Annotated in this window: 11 protein-coding genes and 1 pseudogene; all 12 read right to left on the bottom strand. The window is 74.3% G+C overall.

Going from position 1 to position 20135, the window contains the following annotated elements:
- Positions 1-541 (bottom strand): DNA repair protein RecO (gene recO / locus ACXJKG_RS09415; protein ID WP_456845503.1); only part of this gene is annotated, 541 nt, incomplete at its 3' end.
- Between the two features lie 62 nt (positions 542-603).
- Positions 604-2076, bottom strand: a complete 1473-nt coding sequence (locus ACXJKG_RS09420) for an HNH endonuclease (RefSeq protein ID WP_456845504.1) — start codon at positions 2074-2076, stop codon at positions 604-606.
- Between the two features lie 443 nt (positions 2077-2519).
- Positions 2520-2969 carry an NUDIX hydrolase gene (locus tag ACXJKG_RS09425; RefSeq protein ID WP_456845505.1) on the bottom strand — a complete coding sequence of 150 codons (450 nt, stop codon included), beginning with the start codon at positions 2967-2969 and terminating at the stop codon, positions 2520-2522.
- Between the two features lie 230 nt (positions 2970-3199).
- Positions 3200-4945, bottom strand: a complete 1746-nt coding sequence (gene leuA / locus ACXJKG_RS09430; protein WP_456845513.1) for a 2-isopropylmalate synthase — start codon at positions 4943-4945, stop codon at positions 3200-3202.
- 163 nt (positions 4946-5108) lie between these two features.
- Entirely contained in the window at positions 5109-6578 is a 1470-nt protein-coding gene (locus tag ACXJKG_RS09435; protein WP_456845506.1) for an outer membrane protein assembly factor BamB family protein, read from the bottom strand.
- Between the two features lie 5 nt (positions 6579-6583).
- Positions 6584-8011, bottom strand: a complete 1428-nt coding sequence (locus ACXJKG_RS09440; protein ID WP_456845507.1) for an outer membrane protein assembly factor BamB family protein — start codon at positions 8009-8011, stop codon at positions 6584-6586.
- A 10-nt stretch (positions 8012-8021) separates the two neighbouring features.
- Positions 8022-9152: an RDD family protein gene (locus tag ACXJKG_RS09445; RefSeq protein WP_456845508.1), complete on the bottom strand. Its 1131-nt coding sequence runs from the start codon at positions 9150-9152 to the stop codon at positions 8022-8024.
- 17 nt (positions 9153-9169) lie between these two features.
- Positions 9170-11443 (bottom strand): transglutaminase family protein, encoded by a 2274-nt coding sequence (locus ACXJKG_RS09450; protein ID WP_456845509.1) that lies wholly within the window; start codon positions 11441-11443, stop codon positions 9170-9172.
- Entirely contained in the window at positions 11440-12588 is a 1149-nt protein-coding gene (locus ACXJKG_RS09455; protein WP_456845510.1) for a DUF58 domain-containing protein, read from the bottom strand. Before ACXJKG_RS09455 ends, ACXJKG_RS09450 begins: the two co-directional genes overlap by 4 nt.
- 2 nt (positions 12589-12590) lie before the next feature.
- Positions 12591-13547, bottom strand: a complete 957-nt coding sequence (locus ACXJKG_RS09460) for an AAA family ATPase (protein WP_456845511.1) — start codon at positions 13545-13547, stop codon at positions 12591-12593.
- Positions 13548-13630: 83 nt separating this feature from the next.
- Positions 13631-19744: a fibronectin type III domain-containing protein gene (locus ACXJKG_RS09465; protein ID WP_456845512.1), complete on the bottom strand. Its 6114-nt coding sequence runs from the start codon at positions 19742-19744 to the stop codon at positions 13631-13633.
- Positions 19741-20135 (bottom strand): annotated as a pseudogene (locus ACXJKG_RS09470) (serine/threonine-protein kinase); the annotation flags it as partial. The gene ACXJKG_RS09465 and the pseudogene ACXJKG_RS09470, both read right to left, overlap by 4 nt.

Consider the following 20135-nt stretch of genomic DNA (forward strand, 5'->3'; position numbering starts at 1 on the left):
GGCACGCGCGGCACACGGCCCCGCCCGACGCGACCGCGAAGGCGGTGTGCGGACCGGGCTCGCCGCAGCGCGCGCAGTCCGTGAAGCTGGGCGCCCACCCGGCCATGGCGAGCGCCCGCAGCAGGTACGAGTCGAGCACCAGACCCGGGGCGTGGTCGCGATAGGCCAGCGCCTTCACCGCGCCGACCAGCAGCCAGTACTGCTGCAGCGACGGCTCGTGCTCGGCCTCGACCAGGCGGTCCGCCGTCTCGAGCATCACCGTGCCGGCGGTGTAGAGCGTGTAGTCCTCGCAGATCCGCCGCCCGAACGGCCCCAGCGTCTCGGCCTGCGTGACGATGTCGAGGTTGCGGCCCGTGCTCAGCTGCAGGTCGACGTACATGAACGGCTCGAGCCGCGACCCGAACTTGGAGCTGGTGCGGCGCACACCCTTGCCGACGGCACGGACCTTGCCGTGCGACCGGGTCAGGAGGGTGACGATGCGGTCGGCCTCCCCCAGCTTGTGGGTGCGCAGCACGATCGCCTCGTCGCGGTAGAGGCTCACTGCGCCATTGTCCCCCGCACCACCGACAGACCACGTCGGCGCGCGGGTGCGAGCGGCGCCGATCAGGCGGCGAAGTCCGCGTACTCGGCGACGAGCGCCGAGAAGCACGCGTCGATCACCGAATGCCCGTCGCGTTCGCGTGCTGCCGTACCGACCGCCGGACGCCTTTCGCGTGCAACGGTCGCGGATCGCTCGTCTCGCCCGCGGACGTCCGCGGCGATCCCCGAACCGCCGCTCGTACCCTCGACCGACCGACGGCGGGGTGGCACTCGCATACCGGCGCCGGAGCTCGACCGGCTCGGTAGTGGCGGGCTCGGGGCTCGACTCAGGTACTGGTGACCGGTGGGCGTCGTCGTCAGCACCGTGTGGCCGGGTCCGGCCCGCTGGACCGGCCAGCGCGACCACCCCGGTGCCTCCTTCGCCAGGTTGCAGGCGACACAGAGGCCTTCGCCATTGTCGGCAGTGGTCGCCCCACCGGAGGCGGCCGGGACGATGTGGTCGATGTGCCGGCCGGGTGCCCCGCAGTAGGGCGTTCGGCAGATCCCCTGGTCGCGGATCCGTAGGAACTCGGCCAAGCCGTCAGGATGGAACCGCGAGCGGGAGGTCATCGCGACCAGGTCGCCTCCGGGATCGGCGTACAACCGCCGCAGCCAGGCCGCGTCGGCGTCGATCCCGGCGGCTACGAGCTCCCTGGCCACCTGCGCGGGCACCGGGCCACCACCGGGCAGGTGCGCGGACTCGTGCCCGGCGCCGAGCAACGCCGAGTCACTGAGCACGAGGTTCACCGTGATGGGCACGGCCGACGCGCTCGACTGACCGGTGATGAGCTCCACCAGGGTGTCCGCCATGATCTGCCCGCGACCCCGGCGCGCTGCCGCCCGCCCGACATGATTCCCCGCGTCCGGTGGGTCCTCCGGGACGCCGGCGGCAACCGCCGCGTCGGCCGCGCGACAGAGTGCCGCGTAGACGGCCACACCTTGCGCCACAGGAAGCAGCGCCGTGAGGTACGTCATCGTGTCCGGGGCCGGCCGCAACGTCACGCAGCGCTCCGACGCCGCGCGCCGGGCTCGCCGCACGACGGCGGACGGATCGAGACGCGCCGCGTGCCCCCGGGCCGAGGCCACGAGCTGCCGGGTCCCGACACCCACCAGAGCCGAGGGATCGGCGCAGAGCAGCGCATCGACCTCGCGGCGATCCTCGACCTCCAGGCAGGCGGTCTCCTGGACCAGCAGCATCGCGGTGTGCTCCGAGACGTATCCCGCACGCAGGGCTCCGAACGTGTGCGGCATCTCCGAGAGCCACGCCGTTGCGGCTCCGAGCAGAGCCGCACCCCGGTGCGGCGACTCGCGCCGCGCCAGGCCCACCTGCGCGGCGACACCCAGTCCACGCCGCCTCGTCGGCACGCCAGCGCGCGCCTGCCGCTCCCTCTCCGCACGGTCGAGAGCGACCGCCGCCTCCGCCTGGAGCGCACACGCCGCCGACTTGAGTCCCTCGAGCCCGGCGATCAGCTCCACCAGCGCCGCGCTCGGCTCCACGGCACCACCGTCGGCAACGCTGCCGCTCTCCAGGAGATCGCCGGGCTCCTCGATGCCTTCGTGGGCATCCGACCCCATCCGCACCCGCCAGCCGTGAGCCTGCTCCTGCACACCGTCGAGCCCTCGCATGAGCTCGCGACGCCACCGCCCTACCTCGCTCGCGTCGAGGGGCGTGGGGCAAACTGCGGCATCCGGGGTGGCCGCGGAGGACGAGGAGACCGCGAACGCCGCCACGTTCACGCCGAGCGCGGGAGTGTCACATGCGCTGACCGCGGCGTTGTCGCGTTCCGCCGCGAGACACGCGCACGCAGCGCCGCCCGGCGCAATCGCGTCGCGCGTCGTCTCGGCCCGAGTGGTGGTCACAACGCGATTCTATCGAACGTATGTTCGAACCACCAGGTTTGTCCACAGCCTGAATCTGAGCCGCGCGCCGCAAGGAGAGGTCAGAACCCGAAGGTCATGACCGCCGGCACGCCGCCGTGCGCGAGCGCGTCCAGCACCGCCCCCTCGTGCGGCACGACGGGGTCGGGCAGCGCGTCGAGGGCGAACCACCGCAGGTCAGCGGCCTTGTCGGGCTCCTGCAGAGCGGGAGCGCCCGTCCATCGGCGGCACTCGAAGAACCAGTCCACGCGCTCGTCGATCGGGTCGCCGGTCCCGTTCGACCGATGCATCCCCGTCAGCCCGACGAGGTCGGCGGGATCGACGTCGATGCCGAGCTCCTCGCGCGCCTCGCGGACCGCGGCGGCGACCACAGACTCGTCGCGCTCGACGTGCCCGGCGGCCGCACACGCCCAGTGCCCGTCCATGTAGCCGGTCCCGCGCCGCAGCTGGAGCAGGACCTGGTCGTCGCGACGAAGGACGACGTAGGCGGCGGGGACGACCTGGAAGCGCACGGCAGCCACCGTAGACCGGACCGGCAAGACCGGAGGCCCGACCCGGCCGCGCCGCCGACACCTCGTCACCCCGCATCCGTCGAGGGTGGTGACGGGTCAGCGGGCGAGGGTCGGCGGCGCGAGCGGTCGCGCGGTCGTCGTCGGGGTCCCCGACGGACGGCCGGGCGCGCCCCGGGGCGGCAGGCGGTGTCGCGGCCGCGGGGCAGGGCCAGGAGGTCAGCGCGGCGAGGTCAGCGCTCGTGCCGGTTGACGGCCGAGATGATCGCCTTCAGCGAGGCGGTCGTGATCGAGGGGTCGATGCCGACGCCCCAGAGGATCTCGTCGCCGATCGCGCACTCGACGTACGCGGCGGCCGTGGCGTCCCCGCCCGACGAGAGGGCGTGCTCGGCGTAGTCCAGCACGGCCACGTCGACCCCGAGGGTCTTCACGGCCGCGACGAACGCGGCGACCGGACCGTTGCCGGAGCCCTCGAGCGTGCGCCGGACGCCGCGGTCAACGAGGTCGACCTCGAGGGTGTCGGGACCGTCCTCGACGCTGGTCCCCCGCGTGCCGCGCAGCGAGAACCGGCCCCACGGCGCGAACGGGCTGCCCGGCTCGACCGGCAGGTACTCGTCGTTGAAGATGTGCCACAGCTCGTCGGCCGTGACCTCGGTGCCGTGCTGGTCGGTGTGCTTCTGCACGACCTGCGAGAACTCGATCTGCAGCCGGCGCGGCAGGTCCAGGTCCTTCTCGGACTTCATCAGGTAGGAGATGCCGCCCTTACCGGACTGCGAGTTCACGCGGATGATCGCCTCGTACGACCGGCCGACGTCCTTCGGGTCGATCGGCAGGTACGGCACGGCCCACACGACGTCGTCGACCGTCTTGCCCTGGCGCTCCGCCGACTCCTCGAGGGCCGTCAGACCCTTCTTGATCGCGTCCTGGTGCGACCCGGAGAACGCGGTGAACACCAGGTCCCCGCCGTACGGGTGCCGCTCGTTGACGGGCAGCTGGTTGCAGCGCTCGACGGTCCGCCGGATGTGGTCGATGTCGGAGAAGTCCAGCTGCGGGTCCACGCCCTGGCTGAACAGGTTCATGCCCAGGGTCACCAGGCAGACGTTGCCGGTGCGCTCGCCGTTGCCGAACAGGCAGCCCTCGATGCGGTCGGCCCCGGCCAGGTAGCCCAGCTCGGCGGCGGCGACGGCCGTGCCACGGTCGTTGTGCGGGTGCAGCGACAGCACGACGCTCTCGCGGTAGCGCAGGTTGCGGCTCATCCACTCGATCGAGTCGGCGTACACGTTGGGCGTCGCCATCTCGACCGTGGCCGGCAGGTTGATGATCACCTTGCGGTCCGGCGTCGGCTCCAGCACCTCGAGCACCGCGTTGCAGATGCGGAGCGCGTACTCCAGCTCGGTGCCGGTGTACGACTCGGGCGAGTACTCGTAGTACACGTCCGTGTCCGGGACGAGCTCCTCGTACTTCTTGCAGAACCGGGCGCCGGAGACGGCGATGTCGACGATGCCGTCCTCGTCCGAGCGGAACACGACCTCGCGCTGCAGGGTGGACGTCGAGTTGTACAGGTGCACGATCGCCTGCTTGGCGCCCGCGATCGCCTCGTACGTGCGCTCGATGAGGTGCTCTCGCGCCTGCGTCAGCACCTGGATGACGACGTCGTCGGGGATGCGGTTCTCCTCGATGAGCATCCGCACGAAGTCGAAGTCGGTCTGCGAGGCGGACGGGAAGCCCACCTCGATCTCCTTGAAGCCCATCTGCACCAGCAGCTCGAACATCTCGAGCTTGCGGGCGGGGTTCATCGGCTCGATCAGCGCCTGGTTCCCGTCGCGCAGGTCCACGGCGCACCAGCGGGGTGCCTGCGTGACGCGCTTGTCGGGCCAGCGACGGTCGGGCAGCTCGACACGGATCTGCTCGTGGAAGGGGCGGTACTTGTGCACCGGCATCGACGACGGCTGCTGTGCGCTCGTCTCCAGGTAGGTCATGGTCTTCTCGTCCTTCGGGCGGTTCGGCGGGGAGTCAGCCGGCACACACGACACCGCGACGAGGATGCGGCCTAGAGGGCCTCGTCGCGGCAGCGAAGAAGGAGGGTGACTGCGAGCACGAAGTCACCGTACCCCCACACTCGGGGCCCGGTGCAAGCCGGTCTCACCGCAGCGCCACCAGCGTGTCGTCGCCCAGCGCGTACAAGTGGGAGCCCAGCCGGACGGCGCGCGAGGTCCCGATCGGGAACACCATGTCCCACTCGTCGGTCCCCCGGTCGAGCGAGACGGCGGTCAGGACCGGGGTACCGTCGGCCGTCTCGTGCTCGACGACGACGCGCCGGCCGTCGGTGAACGTCCGCCGCACCGACGGGCCGAACGACAGCGCCCAGACCTGCGACCCGGTCGCCGCCTCGAGGCCGACGAGGTGGCTGCCGCCGCGCAGCACCACCCGGTCGGCGGCGTCCACGGCGACCTCGGAGGCCGGTGCGTCCGCGAGCCAGACGGCCTCCCCGGTCGCCCGGTCGTACGCGCGGACCCGACCTCCCTCCGTCTGCGCCGCCAGCCCGCCCGCGCCGAACACCAGGCCCGACGTGCCGTCGCTGGCGGCCGGCGCCGCGAGCACGCCCTGCACCGTGGCCCACGTGGCGCCCTTCCCGGTCGACAGCTCCGAGACGGCGTCCACGCCGGCGTCGCGCAGCCGGTAGCGGGTCCGCACGAGCGTCCCGTCGTCGAGCAGCCGGGTCTGGTCCGCGACCGTCGCCCCCGCCGGCCGCGGGAGCCGCTTGCCCGTGACCGCGTCGAGCACGAGGGTCACGTCGTTCCCCGCGGCGAAGACGAGCCCCGCGGCGGCCGTCATCGAGACCCGGCCGTTCGACGCCGACTGGAAGGTGGACCATCGCTGGGTCACCCACCGGGCCTCCCCCGTCGCCGGGTCGACCCGGCGGACCGTGAGCATCCCCCACGCGTAGGTGGCGACCACGAGGTCGGTCCCGGCCTGGGCCGTGGCGACGATCCACCCGGGCGTCGTGCTGCGGGACAGCACGGTCCCGTCGCTCGGGTCGACGACCAGGACCGCGGCCGCGCCCTCGTCACCGGTGGCGTCCGGCGGCTCGAGGAGCTGCTGGTCGGTGGGAGGCGCCGGACCGACGACGCACGCGAGCAGGCCGTCGAGCGGTCGGCACAGGACGTTCTCCGGGACGGGCGTCGCGGGCAGGGCCAGGGACCACAGCGGCCGGCCGCCCACGACGTCCAGGCCGACGAGCCGGCGGTCCTCTCCCTGCGCCCCGGCGGTGGCCACGATGACGTCGCCGACGAGCACGGGCGTGACGGAGCCGTCGACCGCCGCCGACCAGCGTGCGCGCGGCGCGTCCTCGAGCGCGCGGACGGCACCCGGGAACGCGGCCTCGCCCAGGACCTCGGCACGCTCCCGTCCGGCGGACCAGCGCGGGACCCCGACGAGCGCCGTCGCCAGCACGACGACCACGGCGACGGCCACCGCGACGGCCCGTCCGGGCCGACGACCCACCCAGCCCCGCAGTCGCTGCGCGCCCGAGGGCATCGGCTCGACGACCGCGGCCTCGTCCTCGTCGAGACGCACCCGCTGCATCGGGGTCTTGAGCCCGCTCGTCGCCACCGCGGTCAGCCGTACACGATCAGGTCGTTCGCGGTCCGCACGACCACGTGGCCGCCGACCGCGTCGACGTGCTGCACGTGCTCGGGCAGCGGGACGGCCCAGCTGCGCACGCCGTCGTCGAGCGCCAGCCCCCACAGCTCCGGCCGCCCGTCCGGGGAGCTCCCCGGGCCGAGGACCATCGTGCCGTCCGAGAGCGGCGACCAGACAAGCAGATCACCGGTGTCCACGGACCACAGCATCCTGCCGTCGCCCGCATCCAGCACGCCGTAGCTGCCCGCGCCGGACGCCACGAGCCGGTGCCGCACCAGCACGTTCGGGTCGAGGATCGTCGGTGTGCGCCAGACGTCGGCCCCCGACGACAGGTCCACGGCCGCCACCTGCGGTCCCTCGTCCACGACGGCCAGGGTGGGCTCCGAGCCGTCGTTCGCGGTCAGCTGGACCGGCAGGCCCGCCACCGGGTAGAGCGCGGCCCCGTCGGCGCCGTGCATCAGCCCGCCGCCCACGGGCGCCCACGTCGCGAACCGGTCGCCGACGCTGCCGATCTCGAAGCTGCTGAACCTGGCGCCCTCGAACACCGTGCGTCCGCCCGCGGCGTCGAGCACGATCGTGGACTCGCCGTCGAGCACGACGAACGGCGGGGTGACCGTGACGGACGCGGACAGCAGCTGGGCCATCACCCCGGGCGAGACGTAGGACCACACCACCGCGCCCGAGCGACCGTTGCGACGCTCCACCTTCAAGTGCCCGTCGTCCTGCAGCTCGCCGATCACCAGGTCGTCGTCCACCCGCTCGACCCCGACGACCGCCCCGCGGATCTCCCACCCGCCCGTCCGCGTGCCGTCCCGTGCGGACAGCGGGAGGACCGTGATGTGCGGCGCCTCCTGGATCGAGGCGTCGGCGGAGTACACGACCTGCGGCTCGCGCACGAGGCAGAGCACGAGCGAGCCGGCATCGGAGCTCTGCGCGGGACAGAGGACGGCCGCGCTCTCGAAGCCCGAGCGGGGGGCCGGCGCCACCGGCACGCTCCACCGGGTCGCCCCCGTCGTCGGGTCGTGCGCCGTGACGTCCCACGAGTCCTCGCCCTCCGCGAGGACGACGAGCGACCCGTCGGCGGCCAGCACGGTGCCGTTGATCGTGCGACCCTCGACGTCCCAGAGCCGCGTGGGCGCCGAGTCCAGCGGCCGCACCATCCCCGGCACGGCGGCGATGCGGGCGACGAAGGCACGGTCCCGCGCGGACGCGACCATGGCCGCCGCGACCAGGCACAGCACAGCGAGCACGGCGACGGGCCACCAGCGCCGCAGCGGGTGCTCACCGGCGGGCGGGAGGCCTGGCGGCGGCTCGTCGTCGGGATGGCGCGGCCGAGGCGTCGTGGTCGAGGCGTCCTCGATCTCGACGAGCTGCATCCGTGCAGCCAGGCGCCGGTCCGCCATGCCCCCGACTCTAGGACACCGGCTGCGTCCCCGGAGCCCGGACGAGGCGCAGCGCGCAGTCGCCGAACGTGACCGTGGAGCCGACCCGCAGGCGCACCTGCTGGTCGACGCGGCACACCACCTGGCCGCCGTCCGGCAGCGTGACGACCGTGCCGTTGGTCGAGCCGCGGTCCGCGACCCAGACGCCGCCGGGCTCGACCCCGATCTGCAGGTGGGTCTTGGAGACGGACCGCCCCGGGTCCACCACGCGGACCAGCTGGACGTCCGCGTCCGACGCCGGGTTGCGCCCGACCAGCGCGGTGCGCTCGATGATGATCCGGCGACCGTCCAGGAGCTCGACCTCCGCCACCGCCCGGTCGACCGCGACCGAGTCCACGGGCAGCGCGAGCAGGTCGTCCCGGGGGCCTGCCGGACGGGTCATCTCGAGCTCGGGCGCGAGGCCGTAGCTGAGGCCGACCTGCCGGACGACCGGCGTGGCCCGGGTGTCGAGGTCGGGCCCGCTGCGCTGCGGCGAGACGGGCGCGAGGACGAGCCCCGCGGGCCGGCCCTCCTCCAGGAGGACGTCGAGCAACGCGGTCCCGGCGTCGGCCGGCGGTGCGGCGACGGCCCACCCCGGCACGGCCGTCACGCGACGCGGCGGGGCAGCCGGGACGGGGACGGGGGCGCGCTCGGCGCGCGGGAGCTCGGCCACCGGCTCGAGGGGGGCCGACCGGACGTCGAGGACCTCGTCCCCGGCAGCCAGGTCGTGCCACCCTCGCCGACGGCCCGTGCGGTCGAACGTCGGCGAGACCAGCACGAGCAGCACGCCCACGCCCAGCGCCAGCAGACCCGCGGCGACCACGAGCCCGCGCAGCAGCACCCGCGCCATGCCGATCGGACGACGGGTCTCCACGTCGAGCGTCCGGATCCCGGTCGCGCGCCGCCCGACGGTCCACCCCAGCCAGCCGTGGAGCACCCACTGGACCGCGACGACGACCAGCGCGAGCGCGGCCGCGGCGACCACGAGCAGCCGCTCGTCGGCGAGCAGGCCGAGCGTCAGGACCGCGACCAGCAGCACACCGTCGATCAGGCCGGCGGCGAACCGCCGGCCCAGGGTCGCGGGCGGAGCCTCGTGGCCGCCGGCGACGTCGAGCTCGGGCACCCGGCCTCCCTGGGTTCTCATGAGGTTCCCTTCGGACGTCGTCGGCGACGGTCTCGCAGCGACGCGGTGGACACGCGGGCGCGCACCCGGCGACGCCAGCCGACGCTGTGCGCCATGGCGTCCACCGTCACCTGGACGTCTGCCCAGTATGCGGTGGCCTGCGCGGCGCTCGGAGCGCCGGGGCTGAACACCGCCTGGTCGGCGGAGCGCGCCAGCGCACCCACCCGGGCGGCGACCACGGCTCCGTCGGGGGCATCGGCGAACGACGCGGCCAGCGTGCGTGCGGACTCGTTGCGCGTCGCCAGCCGGCCGGCCGGGCGGCGCAGGTCCCGCGCGGCGTCGAGAACCTCGTCCCAGCCGCCGGCCACGCGGACGACGGGATCGGTGCTGCGGCGGCGGCGACGACGACGGCCGGCCTTGAGCGCGACGATGAGCACCAGCGGGGCGGCCAGCAGCGCGAGCGGGATGCTGACGACCCCCGCCACGCGGGCGATCCGCCACCACAGGGCGTTGGCGTCGTCGCCCGTGTCGGGGTCGTCCGTCTGCGGCTGCTCGGTGTCCTCGTCCGGCGGCGTCACCGCGGCGGGCGGGGGCGGCGGCGGCTGGACGACCTGCGGGTTCGGCTCGGAGGGCTTGTGCTGGTCCTCCTGCTGCGGCGTCTGCTCCGGCGGCGGCGTCGGGTCGAACGGCACCCAGCCGTAGCCCTGGAACGCGACCTCGACCCACGCCTGGATGTCCTTGCCCGTCACCGCGACGGGACCGTCGCCGGCGCTCTCCCCCGTGCCGGCGTCGGGCGCGAACCCCAGGACCACCCGGGCCGGCAGGCCCATCCCGCGCACCATGAGGGCCATCGCCGCGGCGTACTGCTCACCGTCGCCCACCATGAGGTCCCCGCCCAGCAGGGTGGTGATCCGCGCGGCGCCGTGCCCGGACAACGACTCCGTGCCCGACACCTCCATGCCGTGGCTGAAGAAGCCCTCCTCCGAGAGCCAGGTGGCCAGCGCCCGGCTGATCTGCACGGGGCTGCCGGCGTCCCGGGCGACGTCCGCGGCGGTCACCGCGGCGATGTCCGGCGCGCCGGTCAGCGCCGGCTGGGCCATGTCGGACGCGGGCGCTCGGCCGATCTCGGCGTCGTCCGGGTCCCGCGGCACCACGACGTCGACGCCGTACTGCAGGCCGTGCCGCACGCCGCCGGTCAGCACGGCCCCACCGGTCGCGTCGTTGTAGCGCAGGGCACTGGCCGCGTCCGGGTCGGGGACGTCGAACGACGTGGCCTGGCCGACCGTCGGCAGCCACACCCCGCTCAGGGCGTCGATGGTGAACTCGACGTGCGCCTGGTCGCCTCGGACCGTCGTGTCGATCTGGTCGCCGACGCGGCGGAACTCGCCCGACGCCTCCGCGGACCCGTCGCCGGCCACGTTCCAGACGACCCCGTCGTACCGGTCCATCGTGGCCAGCCGTACGCGGGCTCCCTGGGGCAGCCCGGACACCGTGAAGAGGGTCGTGTCGGCCTCCTGCTTCACGTACTCGCGGAAGGCGGCCAGGGGGCTCGGGTAGTCCCGCGGGTCGAACGGCGGGACGATCTCGTCGCGCACCACGAGGCGGTCGGTGCCGCCGGCGACGACGGGCGCGCCGAGCACGCCGGCGCCCACCGCGACCACGGCGAGCAGGCCCGTGGCGATGACGCGCCGGGCACGCAGCAGGCCGGCGCGCCAGGACGCCCAGGGCAGCAGCACGACGACGAGGACCAGGCCGGTGAGCACGGGCGGGACGGTCGGGCGACGGGTGCCCAGCACGATCACCGCGATCGTCACGGCCACGGGCACCAGCGCCGCCGACGCGGCCGTCGCGCCGTTGCGGAGCCGGAGCGCCAGCGAGACCGCGATCGCCGACCCGACCAGGGCGAGGAAGTACATCGCGACCAGCAGCGTGCCGCCGGAGCCGACCGGTGGCTGCAGCGTGAGCACCTGCTTCCACGTCGACGCCGCGCCCCGGGCCAGCTCGAGCGCGGTCTGCGGCGTCGGCACGATCCCCGCGATCGTCGTGCTCGGCGCCGCCAGCGCACCGCCGGCCAGCACGTAGACGACCACGAGCACCGCGACCACGGTGATCGCGGACCAGCGGCGGGCTGCGCCGAGCGCCGAGATCGTGGCGCCCAGCAGGAGCCCGCCGACGAGCGCCGGCAGGGCGGTCGTGCCGCCGTACACCTCGAGCAGCGGCGTCAGGGCCACGGCCAGGGTGCCGACGAGGCAGACGACGTCGACGGCCGCGCGACCGGGCGACCGGGTCATGCCGTCACGCGCCGCAGGAGCCGGGGCAGGTCGTCGAGGCGGCCGATCGTCGCGAGGCTCAGCGAGCCCTGCGTGCGGACGGCGACGTCGGCGCCGGGCGTGCACCGCACGACGACCGTCCGCGTGCCGACAGGCACGTGCCGGGCGCCGAGGCGCAGGTCGGTGTCGCTGGGCATCGAGCCCGTGATGAGCATCGCGACAGACGCCTCCGGCGCCTCCCGGACCACGCGCCGACCGAGGAGCGTCGCACCCGCGCCGGACGCCGCCAGCGCGATCCCCGAGCAGTCGTCCAGCAGGAGGGGCGGGGTCTCGACCCGCAGCCGGCCCGGGCCGGCCAGCACGACGAGGTCACGCTCCTCGCGGATGGTCTGCACGCCGACGGACGCGAGCACCGACACCGCGAGCTCGAGCTCGTCGTCCGAGGCGTAGTCCCGGGGGTCGGTGGCCAGCGCCAGGGCGGTCGTGGTGCGCCGCGTGTCCTCGAACTGCTTGACCATGAGGCTGCCGCGGCGGGCCGTCGTCCGCCAGTGGATGTACCGGCGGTCGTCGCCCGCCACGTAGTCGCGCAGGGCGTGGAAGGAGAGGTCGGAGTCGGACAGGTCGCGCGTCGCCTGCCCCTCGAGGTCGCGAAGCAGGCCCGCGCTCGCGCCCGCCAGCGAGACCAGCAGCGGGTGCACGAACAGCTCGACCGGTCGCGTCCAGCGCACGCTGCGCCGCGCGAGACCGAACGGGTCGCCGCGGACCGACCGCACCGGGCCCACGACGATCACCGCGCGGCGGGCGGTCGGGATGGCGAACAGGTCGTCGTGCGTGGCGTCCGGGCTCAGCGCGGGCACCCCGAACTCGGCCACCGCGGCACCGACCGGCAGCTCGACGCGCGACGGCAGCGACCGGCGACGGGCCACGTTGCGCACCTCGAGGCGGCCCAGGGCGCGCTCCCCCACCTTGACCCGGCGGTCGGCCATGTCGAGCGTGATCGCGTAGCGGGCCCGACCCGCCGTCATCAGCAGCGACACCACCAGCACCGCCGTCAGCGCGGCGCCGACCGTCGCGAGCTCCAGCCACCCGGTCCACCGGCCCAGCACGAGGCCGAGGGCCGCCAGCGCGGCGACCCCCCACCCGATCGGCGAGACCCGCAGACCCACGATCAGGCCACCCGCAGGGCCGGCGGTGCCGTGGTCTCGAGGATCCGGGCGAGGATCTCGGTCGCGGTGACGCCGGCGAACTCGGCCTCGGTGTCGAGCAGCAGGCGGTGCGCGAGCACCGGCTGGGCGAGGTCCTTCACGTCGTCCGGGATGACGTACTCACGACCGGCGGCCGCGGCCCACACCTTCGCGGTGCGCACGAGCGCCAGGCCGCCGCGGACGCTGGCGCCGATCGCGGTCTGGGAGTCGTCGCGCGTCGCCTCGGTGAGCCGTGCGACGTAGTCGAGGACGACCTCGTCGATGTGCACCGTCTGCGCCATGTCCGCCATCGTGCCGACCGCCTGCGTGGTGATCCGCGGGGTCAGGTTGGTCGTGCGGTCCTTGGCGCCGGCGAGGATCTCGATGGTCGACGCGCGGTCCGGGTAGCCGAGCGACGTCTTGATGAGGAAGCGGTCCAGCTGCGCCTCCGGCAGCCGGTACGTGCCGGCCTGCTCGATGGGGTTCTGCGTCGCGATGACCATGAACGGCCGACCCACCGGGTGCGTGACACCGTCGACGGTGATGTTGCCCTCCTCCATGACCTCGAGGAGCGCGGCCTGCGTCTTGGGCGAGGCGCGGTTGATCTCGTCGGCCAGCACCACGGACGCGAAGATCGGGCCCGGGTGGAACTCGAACCGGTGCGTGCTCTGGTCGTAGATCGTCACGCCCGTCACGTCCGACGGCAGCAGGTCCGGCGTGAACTGGATGCGGTGGTGGCTGCCCTGCACGGTCGCCGCGAGTGCCTTGGCCAGCGACGTCTTGCCGGTGCCCGGTGCGTCCTCGAGCAGCAGGTGCCCCTCGGCGACCATCGCGGTGAGCGCGAGCCGCACCGTGTGCTCCTTGCCGAGCAGCGCCAGACCGACGTTGGACACGAGCGCGTCGAACGTCTCGGCGAACCAGATGCTCTGCTCGGGGGTCATGTGGGGGTCTCTCCGTCTCGGTGCTGCGAGGTCGATGGCACGGTCGGTGGCACGGTCGGTGGCCTGGTCGGTGGCGGGCGGTGCTAGGGCACGGTGTAGGTCAGCGTGGTCGTCGCGCCCACACCCTTGCCGTTGATGGCGGCGACCGTCACCGTCACGGTGGCCCCCGAGACCGCACCGGGCATGCTCACCAGGGTTCTGTCGGCGCTGCGGGCCTTGTTGTTGAGGTCCGAGCCGCAGTCGGCGGGGTCCGAGCCGGCTGCCCAGCAGACGCGGTACCCCGAGATGTTCTGGCCGCCGTCGTCGGTGGGCGGGTCCCAGGCGGCCGTGAGGGTGGTCGGTGCCGCGGCGTCGTCGGCCGTCAGCGACGGGTTCGCCACCGCGCCCGGCGGCGCTCCCCAGCCCCAGACGGCCGACTGGCTGTCGGCCCCGCTGGACAGGGTGCGACCCGTGCCCGTGGTGGTCGCCGTGACGGTGAGGGTCACCGTCGTGCCGCCCGGGGAGATCCAGCCGTTCACGTCCACGTCCGCGCTCAGGCCCGTCGTCGTGCCCTGGACGTTGTGGCCCGGCGCGCTGAGCCGGTACGAGTACGTGACCGTGCCGCCGCCGCCGTCCGTGGACGCGGCCCAGCCGATCGCCGCGGTCGCGGGCTCGCCCCACGGACCGGTGGTCGACGACACCGCGAGCGTCGTGATCTGCGGCTGCGTCGGCGGCGTGGTCGCGGTCGCGCTCGCCGCGGGGCCCCACCCGCTCGACCCGGCCGCGTTCACCGCCCGGACCTGGAACGTGTAGCCGACGCCGCCGGTCAGGCCCTGGACCGTGTACGACAGACGGTTGCCGACGTCGGACTCCGACCCGTCGGGCATGCGGATCACGTAGGCGCGGACGGGCGAGCCATTGTCGTCCGCCGCGGACCATCGCAGGTCGATGCTGCCGTCGCCCGCGGGCGCGTTCGCGGTCAGGGTGGTCGGCGCGCTCGGCAGGCCGAACGTCGACGCGGTGACGGTCCCCGGGTCGCCCCAGCCCGCCTTGTTCTTGGCCCGCACCGACACCCGGTACGGGTACTTGGTCTGCGCCTGGTCGAACGTCAGCGTCTGCGTCCCGGCCGCGACCGGGAACGTGGCACCGTTCGGCCCGTCCACGACGACCTCGTACTGCGCGACCGCGTCGCCGTTGTCCTTGGGCGCCGTCCACGCGATCGCGATGACCCGGCCGAGGGTCGAGTCGGTGGGCGTCGCCGTCACGTCCGGCGCGTCAGGAACTCGCGCGGGGACCATCGGCTGCGACGACGGGGACCAGCCGCTGGGATCCGGGGCCTTGTTGTGCGCACGCACCCGCACCGAGTAGGCGGTGCCGTTGCGCAGGCCGGTGAACGTGTAGCTGGTGGTCGCGGAGGTCACCGAAGCCGGACCGGTGAGCGGCGCGGGCGAGATCTCCAGCGTGTAGCCGGTGACCGGCGACCCGGTCGAGGCCGGCGCGGCCCAGGTGGCCTTGACGGAGCCGTCGCCGAAGTCGAGCGTCGGCGCCGCGGGTGCGTCCGGGACGGCGTCGGGCCGGGCCGTGGCGGACGGCAGGCTCGGGTCCGACCAGTCGACGTCGTTCTGCGCCGCGACCGTGAACGTGTACTCCACGTCGTTGGTGAGGTTGTCGATCGTGCACGTCGTGCTCGAGCACTGCCGGACGATGTTCCCGGGGTTCGCGACGACGCGGTAGCCCGTGATCTGCGCCCCGCGGTTGTCGGGGGCGTCCCAGGACAGCACCACCGTGCGGTCCCGGACCTCGCCGATCCGCGGCGCGCTCGGGGTGGCCGGCCGGCCGCGCACCACGACGGTGATACGGCCCTCGACCTCGCGGTCCGGGTCGCCCGTGACGTCCCGGACCCGGTACCGCGTGACCATCTGGCCGATGAAGCCCTCGGCCGGCCGCACGCTGACGGAGTCCGCCGACGCACCCGCCGTGCCCGCGCCCGGGGTCTCCACGGTGGCACCGATGACCGTCATCGGGGAGTCGGGGAACGGGTTGAACGCGCCGGCGAGCACGTCGACGGTCACCTGCCGCCCCTCCACGCCGTTCTCGATCGTGCGGTCCACCAGCCGGATCTTGGGCCGCGTGCTCGCCACCACGCGGACGTCGATGGTCTGGTCGAACGACCCCGTCCGGCCGTAGCCGATCCGGACCCCGAGCTGCTCGGTGCGGCCCTTGGGGGTCGTCTCGTCGGCCGCGATGCTGAGGATGCCCTTGTCGATGCCGCCCGTGAAGCCCGCGGGGATCGCCGAGATCAGCTGGTAGGAGTAGCGGTCGTCCGTCGGCGTCGCGCCCTCCGGGCCCGTGGTGAACGCCCGCAGATCGACGGTGAGCGGGTCCTCGCCGGGCGACACGTCGATGACCGACGGGGTGAACGTCGGCGGGTGGTCGTCGACGGCGTAGACGGTGATCTGGAGCGTGATCACGGAGGTGCGCGCGGACGTGTCCCCCGGGCCGGACGCGTCGGTGACGGGCACGGTGATCGAGGCCGGGCCGGCGTACCCGGGCGCGGACGTGAACTGCAGGGTCGTCGGGCTGCGCACCGGGTCCGTCTGGTCGGACTTCGTCGCGGTCACGCCGAGCGGGTCGGCGATCGTCGCGACGCGGCCCGGTGCCACCTGGACCTGCTCGTCGAGCGGGATGACGAGCTGCTCGCCGGACGCCACCCGCAGCTCGGGCGCCTTCGGCCGCGGGGTCGGCGGGAAGAAGCCGAGCGCCGGCACGGTGATGAACGCGTACGAGGCCGCGGTCCCGGCGGGGACGGTCGTGTTGGTGAGCAGGTACGGGAGCGTCTGCGCGTGGTCGACCAGCGTCACGACGACGTCGCCCCGCTCGGTCACCCGCGCGACGTCCGACTGCGAGCCCGGGACGGACACCGCGAGGTCGCTCAGGGGGCCGCTCGGGTTCTGCGCGACCGCGAGCACGTCGACCGAGACCTCGGTCCGGCCCAGCGTGTCCAGGGCGGGGACGACGACGTCCCGCGCGATCGGCGGCAGCACCGGGGCGTTGTCCACCACGGTCACGGTCAGCACGGCGGTGTCGTGCCCGCCGCGGTCGTTGGAGACCGTGTAGGCGATCTGCAGCACCCCGGGGGTGTCCGGCGCGCGCACGACGATCCGGCGGCCCGAGACGGTCGCGTCCGTCTCGGCGGGCTGCAGGACGAGCTCGGGGTCGAGGGTGAGCTCGCCGCCGCTGGAGTCCACGTCGTTGGCCAGCACGCGCACCTCGACCCGCTGGCCGGGGTTCACGGTCACCTGGTCGTCGCGCGCCACCACCGGCGCCGAGCCCGTCGGCCGCGGCACGATCCCGACCCGGATCGTCGCCACCGCGCGCTGCCCGACCCAGTCCTCGACCGCGTACGTGAACTCGACGGTGCCCAGGTCGCCCGGCACGGCCTCGAACTGGATCCAGTCGGGCCCACCCGCCTTGGCGATGCCGTGCGCCGGACCCGACGCGATCCCGAGCAGGGTCACGCCGTCGCCGTCGGGGTCGATCCCGACCAGCGGGACGTCGATGCGCACCGTGTCGCCCTCGAACACCCGGGCGACGATGTCGACGGGGCGGGGCGGGGCCTTCGCGCCGGCGTCCGACGCGTGCACGTGCACGGTGACGGTCGCCGCGGTGCGGTTGCCGGTGGCGTCCTGCACCTCGAACGTGGCGTGCGCGGTCATCGCCGTGGCCGGCGCCTGGTACCGGAGCACGTCGCCGGACACGAAGAGCAGCCCCTCGCCCTCCCCCAGCGGCTCGACCAGCTGGGGCACCAGCGTGATCCGGTCGCCGTCCGGGTCGTAGGCGCCGTCGAGGACGGGGATGGTCACCACGCCGCCCGTGCGGACGCTCGCCTCCGCGTTGGGGACGACCGGCGGCTGCGACGTCGCGGACGGGGGCACCGGGTGCACGACGATCTCGCCGGCGGCACTGAGGGCGCCGTTGGTCACCGTGTACCTCAGCACGGCGGGCGCCGTGAGGGTGCGGTCGGACTGGATCTGCACCAGGTGGTGCTCGAGGACGGCGACGCTGAGGCCCGACCCCTCGACGGCCTCCACCGACTGCAGCACGAGCACCCGGCCGGCCGGGTCGCTGTCGTTCTCCAGCGGGTCGACGGTGACCTCGCCGCCGGCGGGGAGGAAGGCCTGATCCCGCACCGCGACGGGTGGCTCGGCGGTCTCCGGCCACTCGCGCACGTCGACGCGGGCCAGGCCCGTGACCTGCTGCGGGGCCGCCGTGATGAGGAACGTCACGTAGTAGGTGCCGGCGCGCGCGGCGCTGAAGGTGAAGGTGCCACCCTGCAGGTCGCTGGTGATCGTGGCGCCGACCACGTCGTCCACCCCGGCCAGGCGCGGCGGCTCGGTGGACGCGCTGCGGACGGCGTCCAACGGGTGCAGCGTCACAGGCTGGCCCACGTACGTCACGGCGTGCACGGGGTCGATCTGCGGCGCGAGCGATCCCGCGGGGCGGACGTCCACGTCGAGGACGCCCTCCGTCGTGGACGTCCCGTCGGAGACCTGCAGCGTCACCTGCGTGCGCCCGAGCGACGCACCGTCGGCCCGGAACGTGAGCGAGCCGTCCTGCCGGAAGCGCACCGAGCCGGCCGCCGGGTCCGCCACCGCGCCGACCAGCAGCAGGTCGTCACCGTCGGGGTCCATGAAGTCGGCGAGCACCAGGTGGTCCGCCTGGCCACCCTGCTCCACCTGCAGCGACCCCGTCCGGACCTGGACCGGTGCCGCGTCGACCGCCCCGTCGTGCACCGAGAGCCGGACCGACGCGGTCGAGGTCGCGCTGGTCCCCCGGCCGTCCGAGATCGTGTAGGTCAGCGTGGCCGACCCGCTCGCGCCGTCGGCCACGGCGACCTGCAGCGCGCGTCCCCCGTAGATCGCCTCGACCCGGCCGAACTGCTCGGGGATCGGGTCGAACTCGGAGATGACCAGGATCCCGCAGTCCGACGAGGAGTCGTTGTCGATCACCGGCAGGATCGTGGTCCGCCCCGGGCGCACGCCGAACTCGTCGTCCGCGGCCGTGGGCGGTGCGGAGTCGCCCGTGCACTCCGTGACCAGGTCCTGCGTGGTGTCCGACGTCTCGGTCTGGTCCTCCTGCTGGTCTGGCTGCTCCTCCGGCTCGACCTGCTTCCAGTCGGGCACCCGCAGGTCCGTGTCCTGCAGGGGCATCCAGAGGCGTCCGCGCAGGGTGTCGTTGAGCACGACGACCTGCCGATTGACCCGGAACGCGAGCACGTCGGAGCTCGACATGTCCTCGAGGTTGCTGACCTGGGCGTCCGCGCCGTCGCAGAGCTGCAGGTAGGAGCCGACGGCCGACGCCCACGCGCCGTGCGCGCACCGGCCCACCTGCACCGGCGCGGCGGGGCGGCCCGACCCCTGGGTGACGTGCTCCGTGACCGAGCCGCCGCCGAGGGGGACCTCCAGGAGCGCCGTGCGGCTGGCGACGAGAGCGCGGGAGGACTCCGGACCCGGCTCCTGCAGCACGAGGTCGTCGCCGTCGACGTCCGTCGACCCGCCCAGGGTGCGGACCGTCGACCCCGAGAGGACCACCGGCTGGTCGCCGACGGCCGAGAGCGTGTCGACCGGCCCGGCGCCGACGCTGCCGAGCGACGTCGTGCGCGGGGCGCCGTCGACCAGGTCGATCCGGGTCACGGCACCGTCCTTCGGCGCCACCCCGAGCACCGCACCGCTGCGGGTGACGACCGCGGCCCCGCCGTCGCCGAGCTCGAGGTCGGGCGGGTCCGTCGAGATGTGCAGCGACTCCAGCCCGCCGAGCGTCCGCACCCAGACGTTGCCGTCGCCGTCGACCAGCGAGACCACGCCGGCCGCCATCGACGCCGTGGCCCCGGGCACGGCGACCGTCGCGGAGGCCGTGACCGTCGCCGGGTCCACCACCGAGACCGTGCCGGGCTCGACCAGCAGCACGTCGCCGGCGTCCTGGAGGACGTCGAACGTGCTGCCGGAGGCCGTCAGGCCGCCGTTGAGCTCCTCGACCTGCGCGTTGTAGCGACCGAGCTGGAGCGTGCTCGTGGCCGTCAGCCACACGCCACCGTCGTTGAGGTCGAGACGCGCCAGCGGGAAGCCGTGGTCGAGCAGCGCGAGCACGAGGACGAGCACCGGCACCGTCACGACGGCGGCGGCGGTCGTCGCGCGTGCGCGGAGCGACCCTCGGCTCATGGCGTGCAGCCCTGCGCCGGGTCGTCGGAGACGCGGCGGTCGGCACGGACGATCGCGACCTCGACGCACACCTGGGCCGCGGCCGCCTGGTCCGCCGGCACCGTCACGGTCGCCACGTCGACCAGCGCGAGCTGCGGCTCACCCGTCGCCTGCAGCACGCCCCACAGGTAGTGGTCGCCGTCCTGCGGATCGGGGTTCTCCCACGTGAACACGACCGAGCCGTCGGGCTGACGGGTGCCCTGCAGCGAGTGCGGCGCGGGCACCGGCTCGGCGATCCCGGTCGGGTCCGAGTCCTGCGTGAAGTCGGTCGACGACGGCCCGCCGCCGGGCGTGTCCCCGCTCCGCAGGGCCGCCGCGCCGATCGCCACGACGGCGGCGAGCACGACGACGC

This window comes from Cellulomonas sp. P5_C6, from assembly GCF_054049635.1.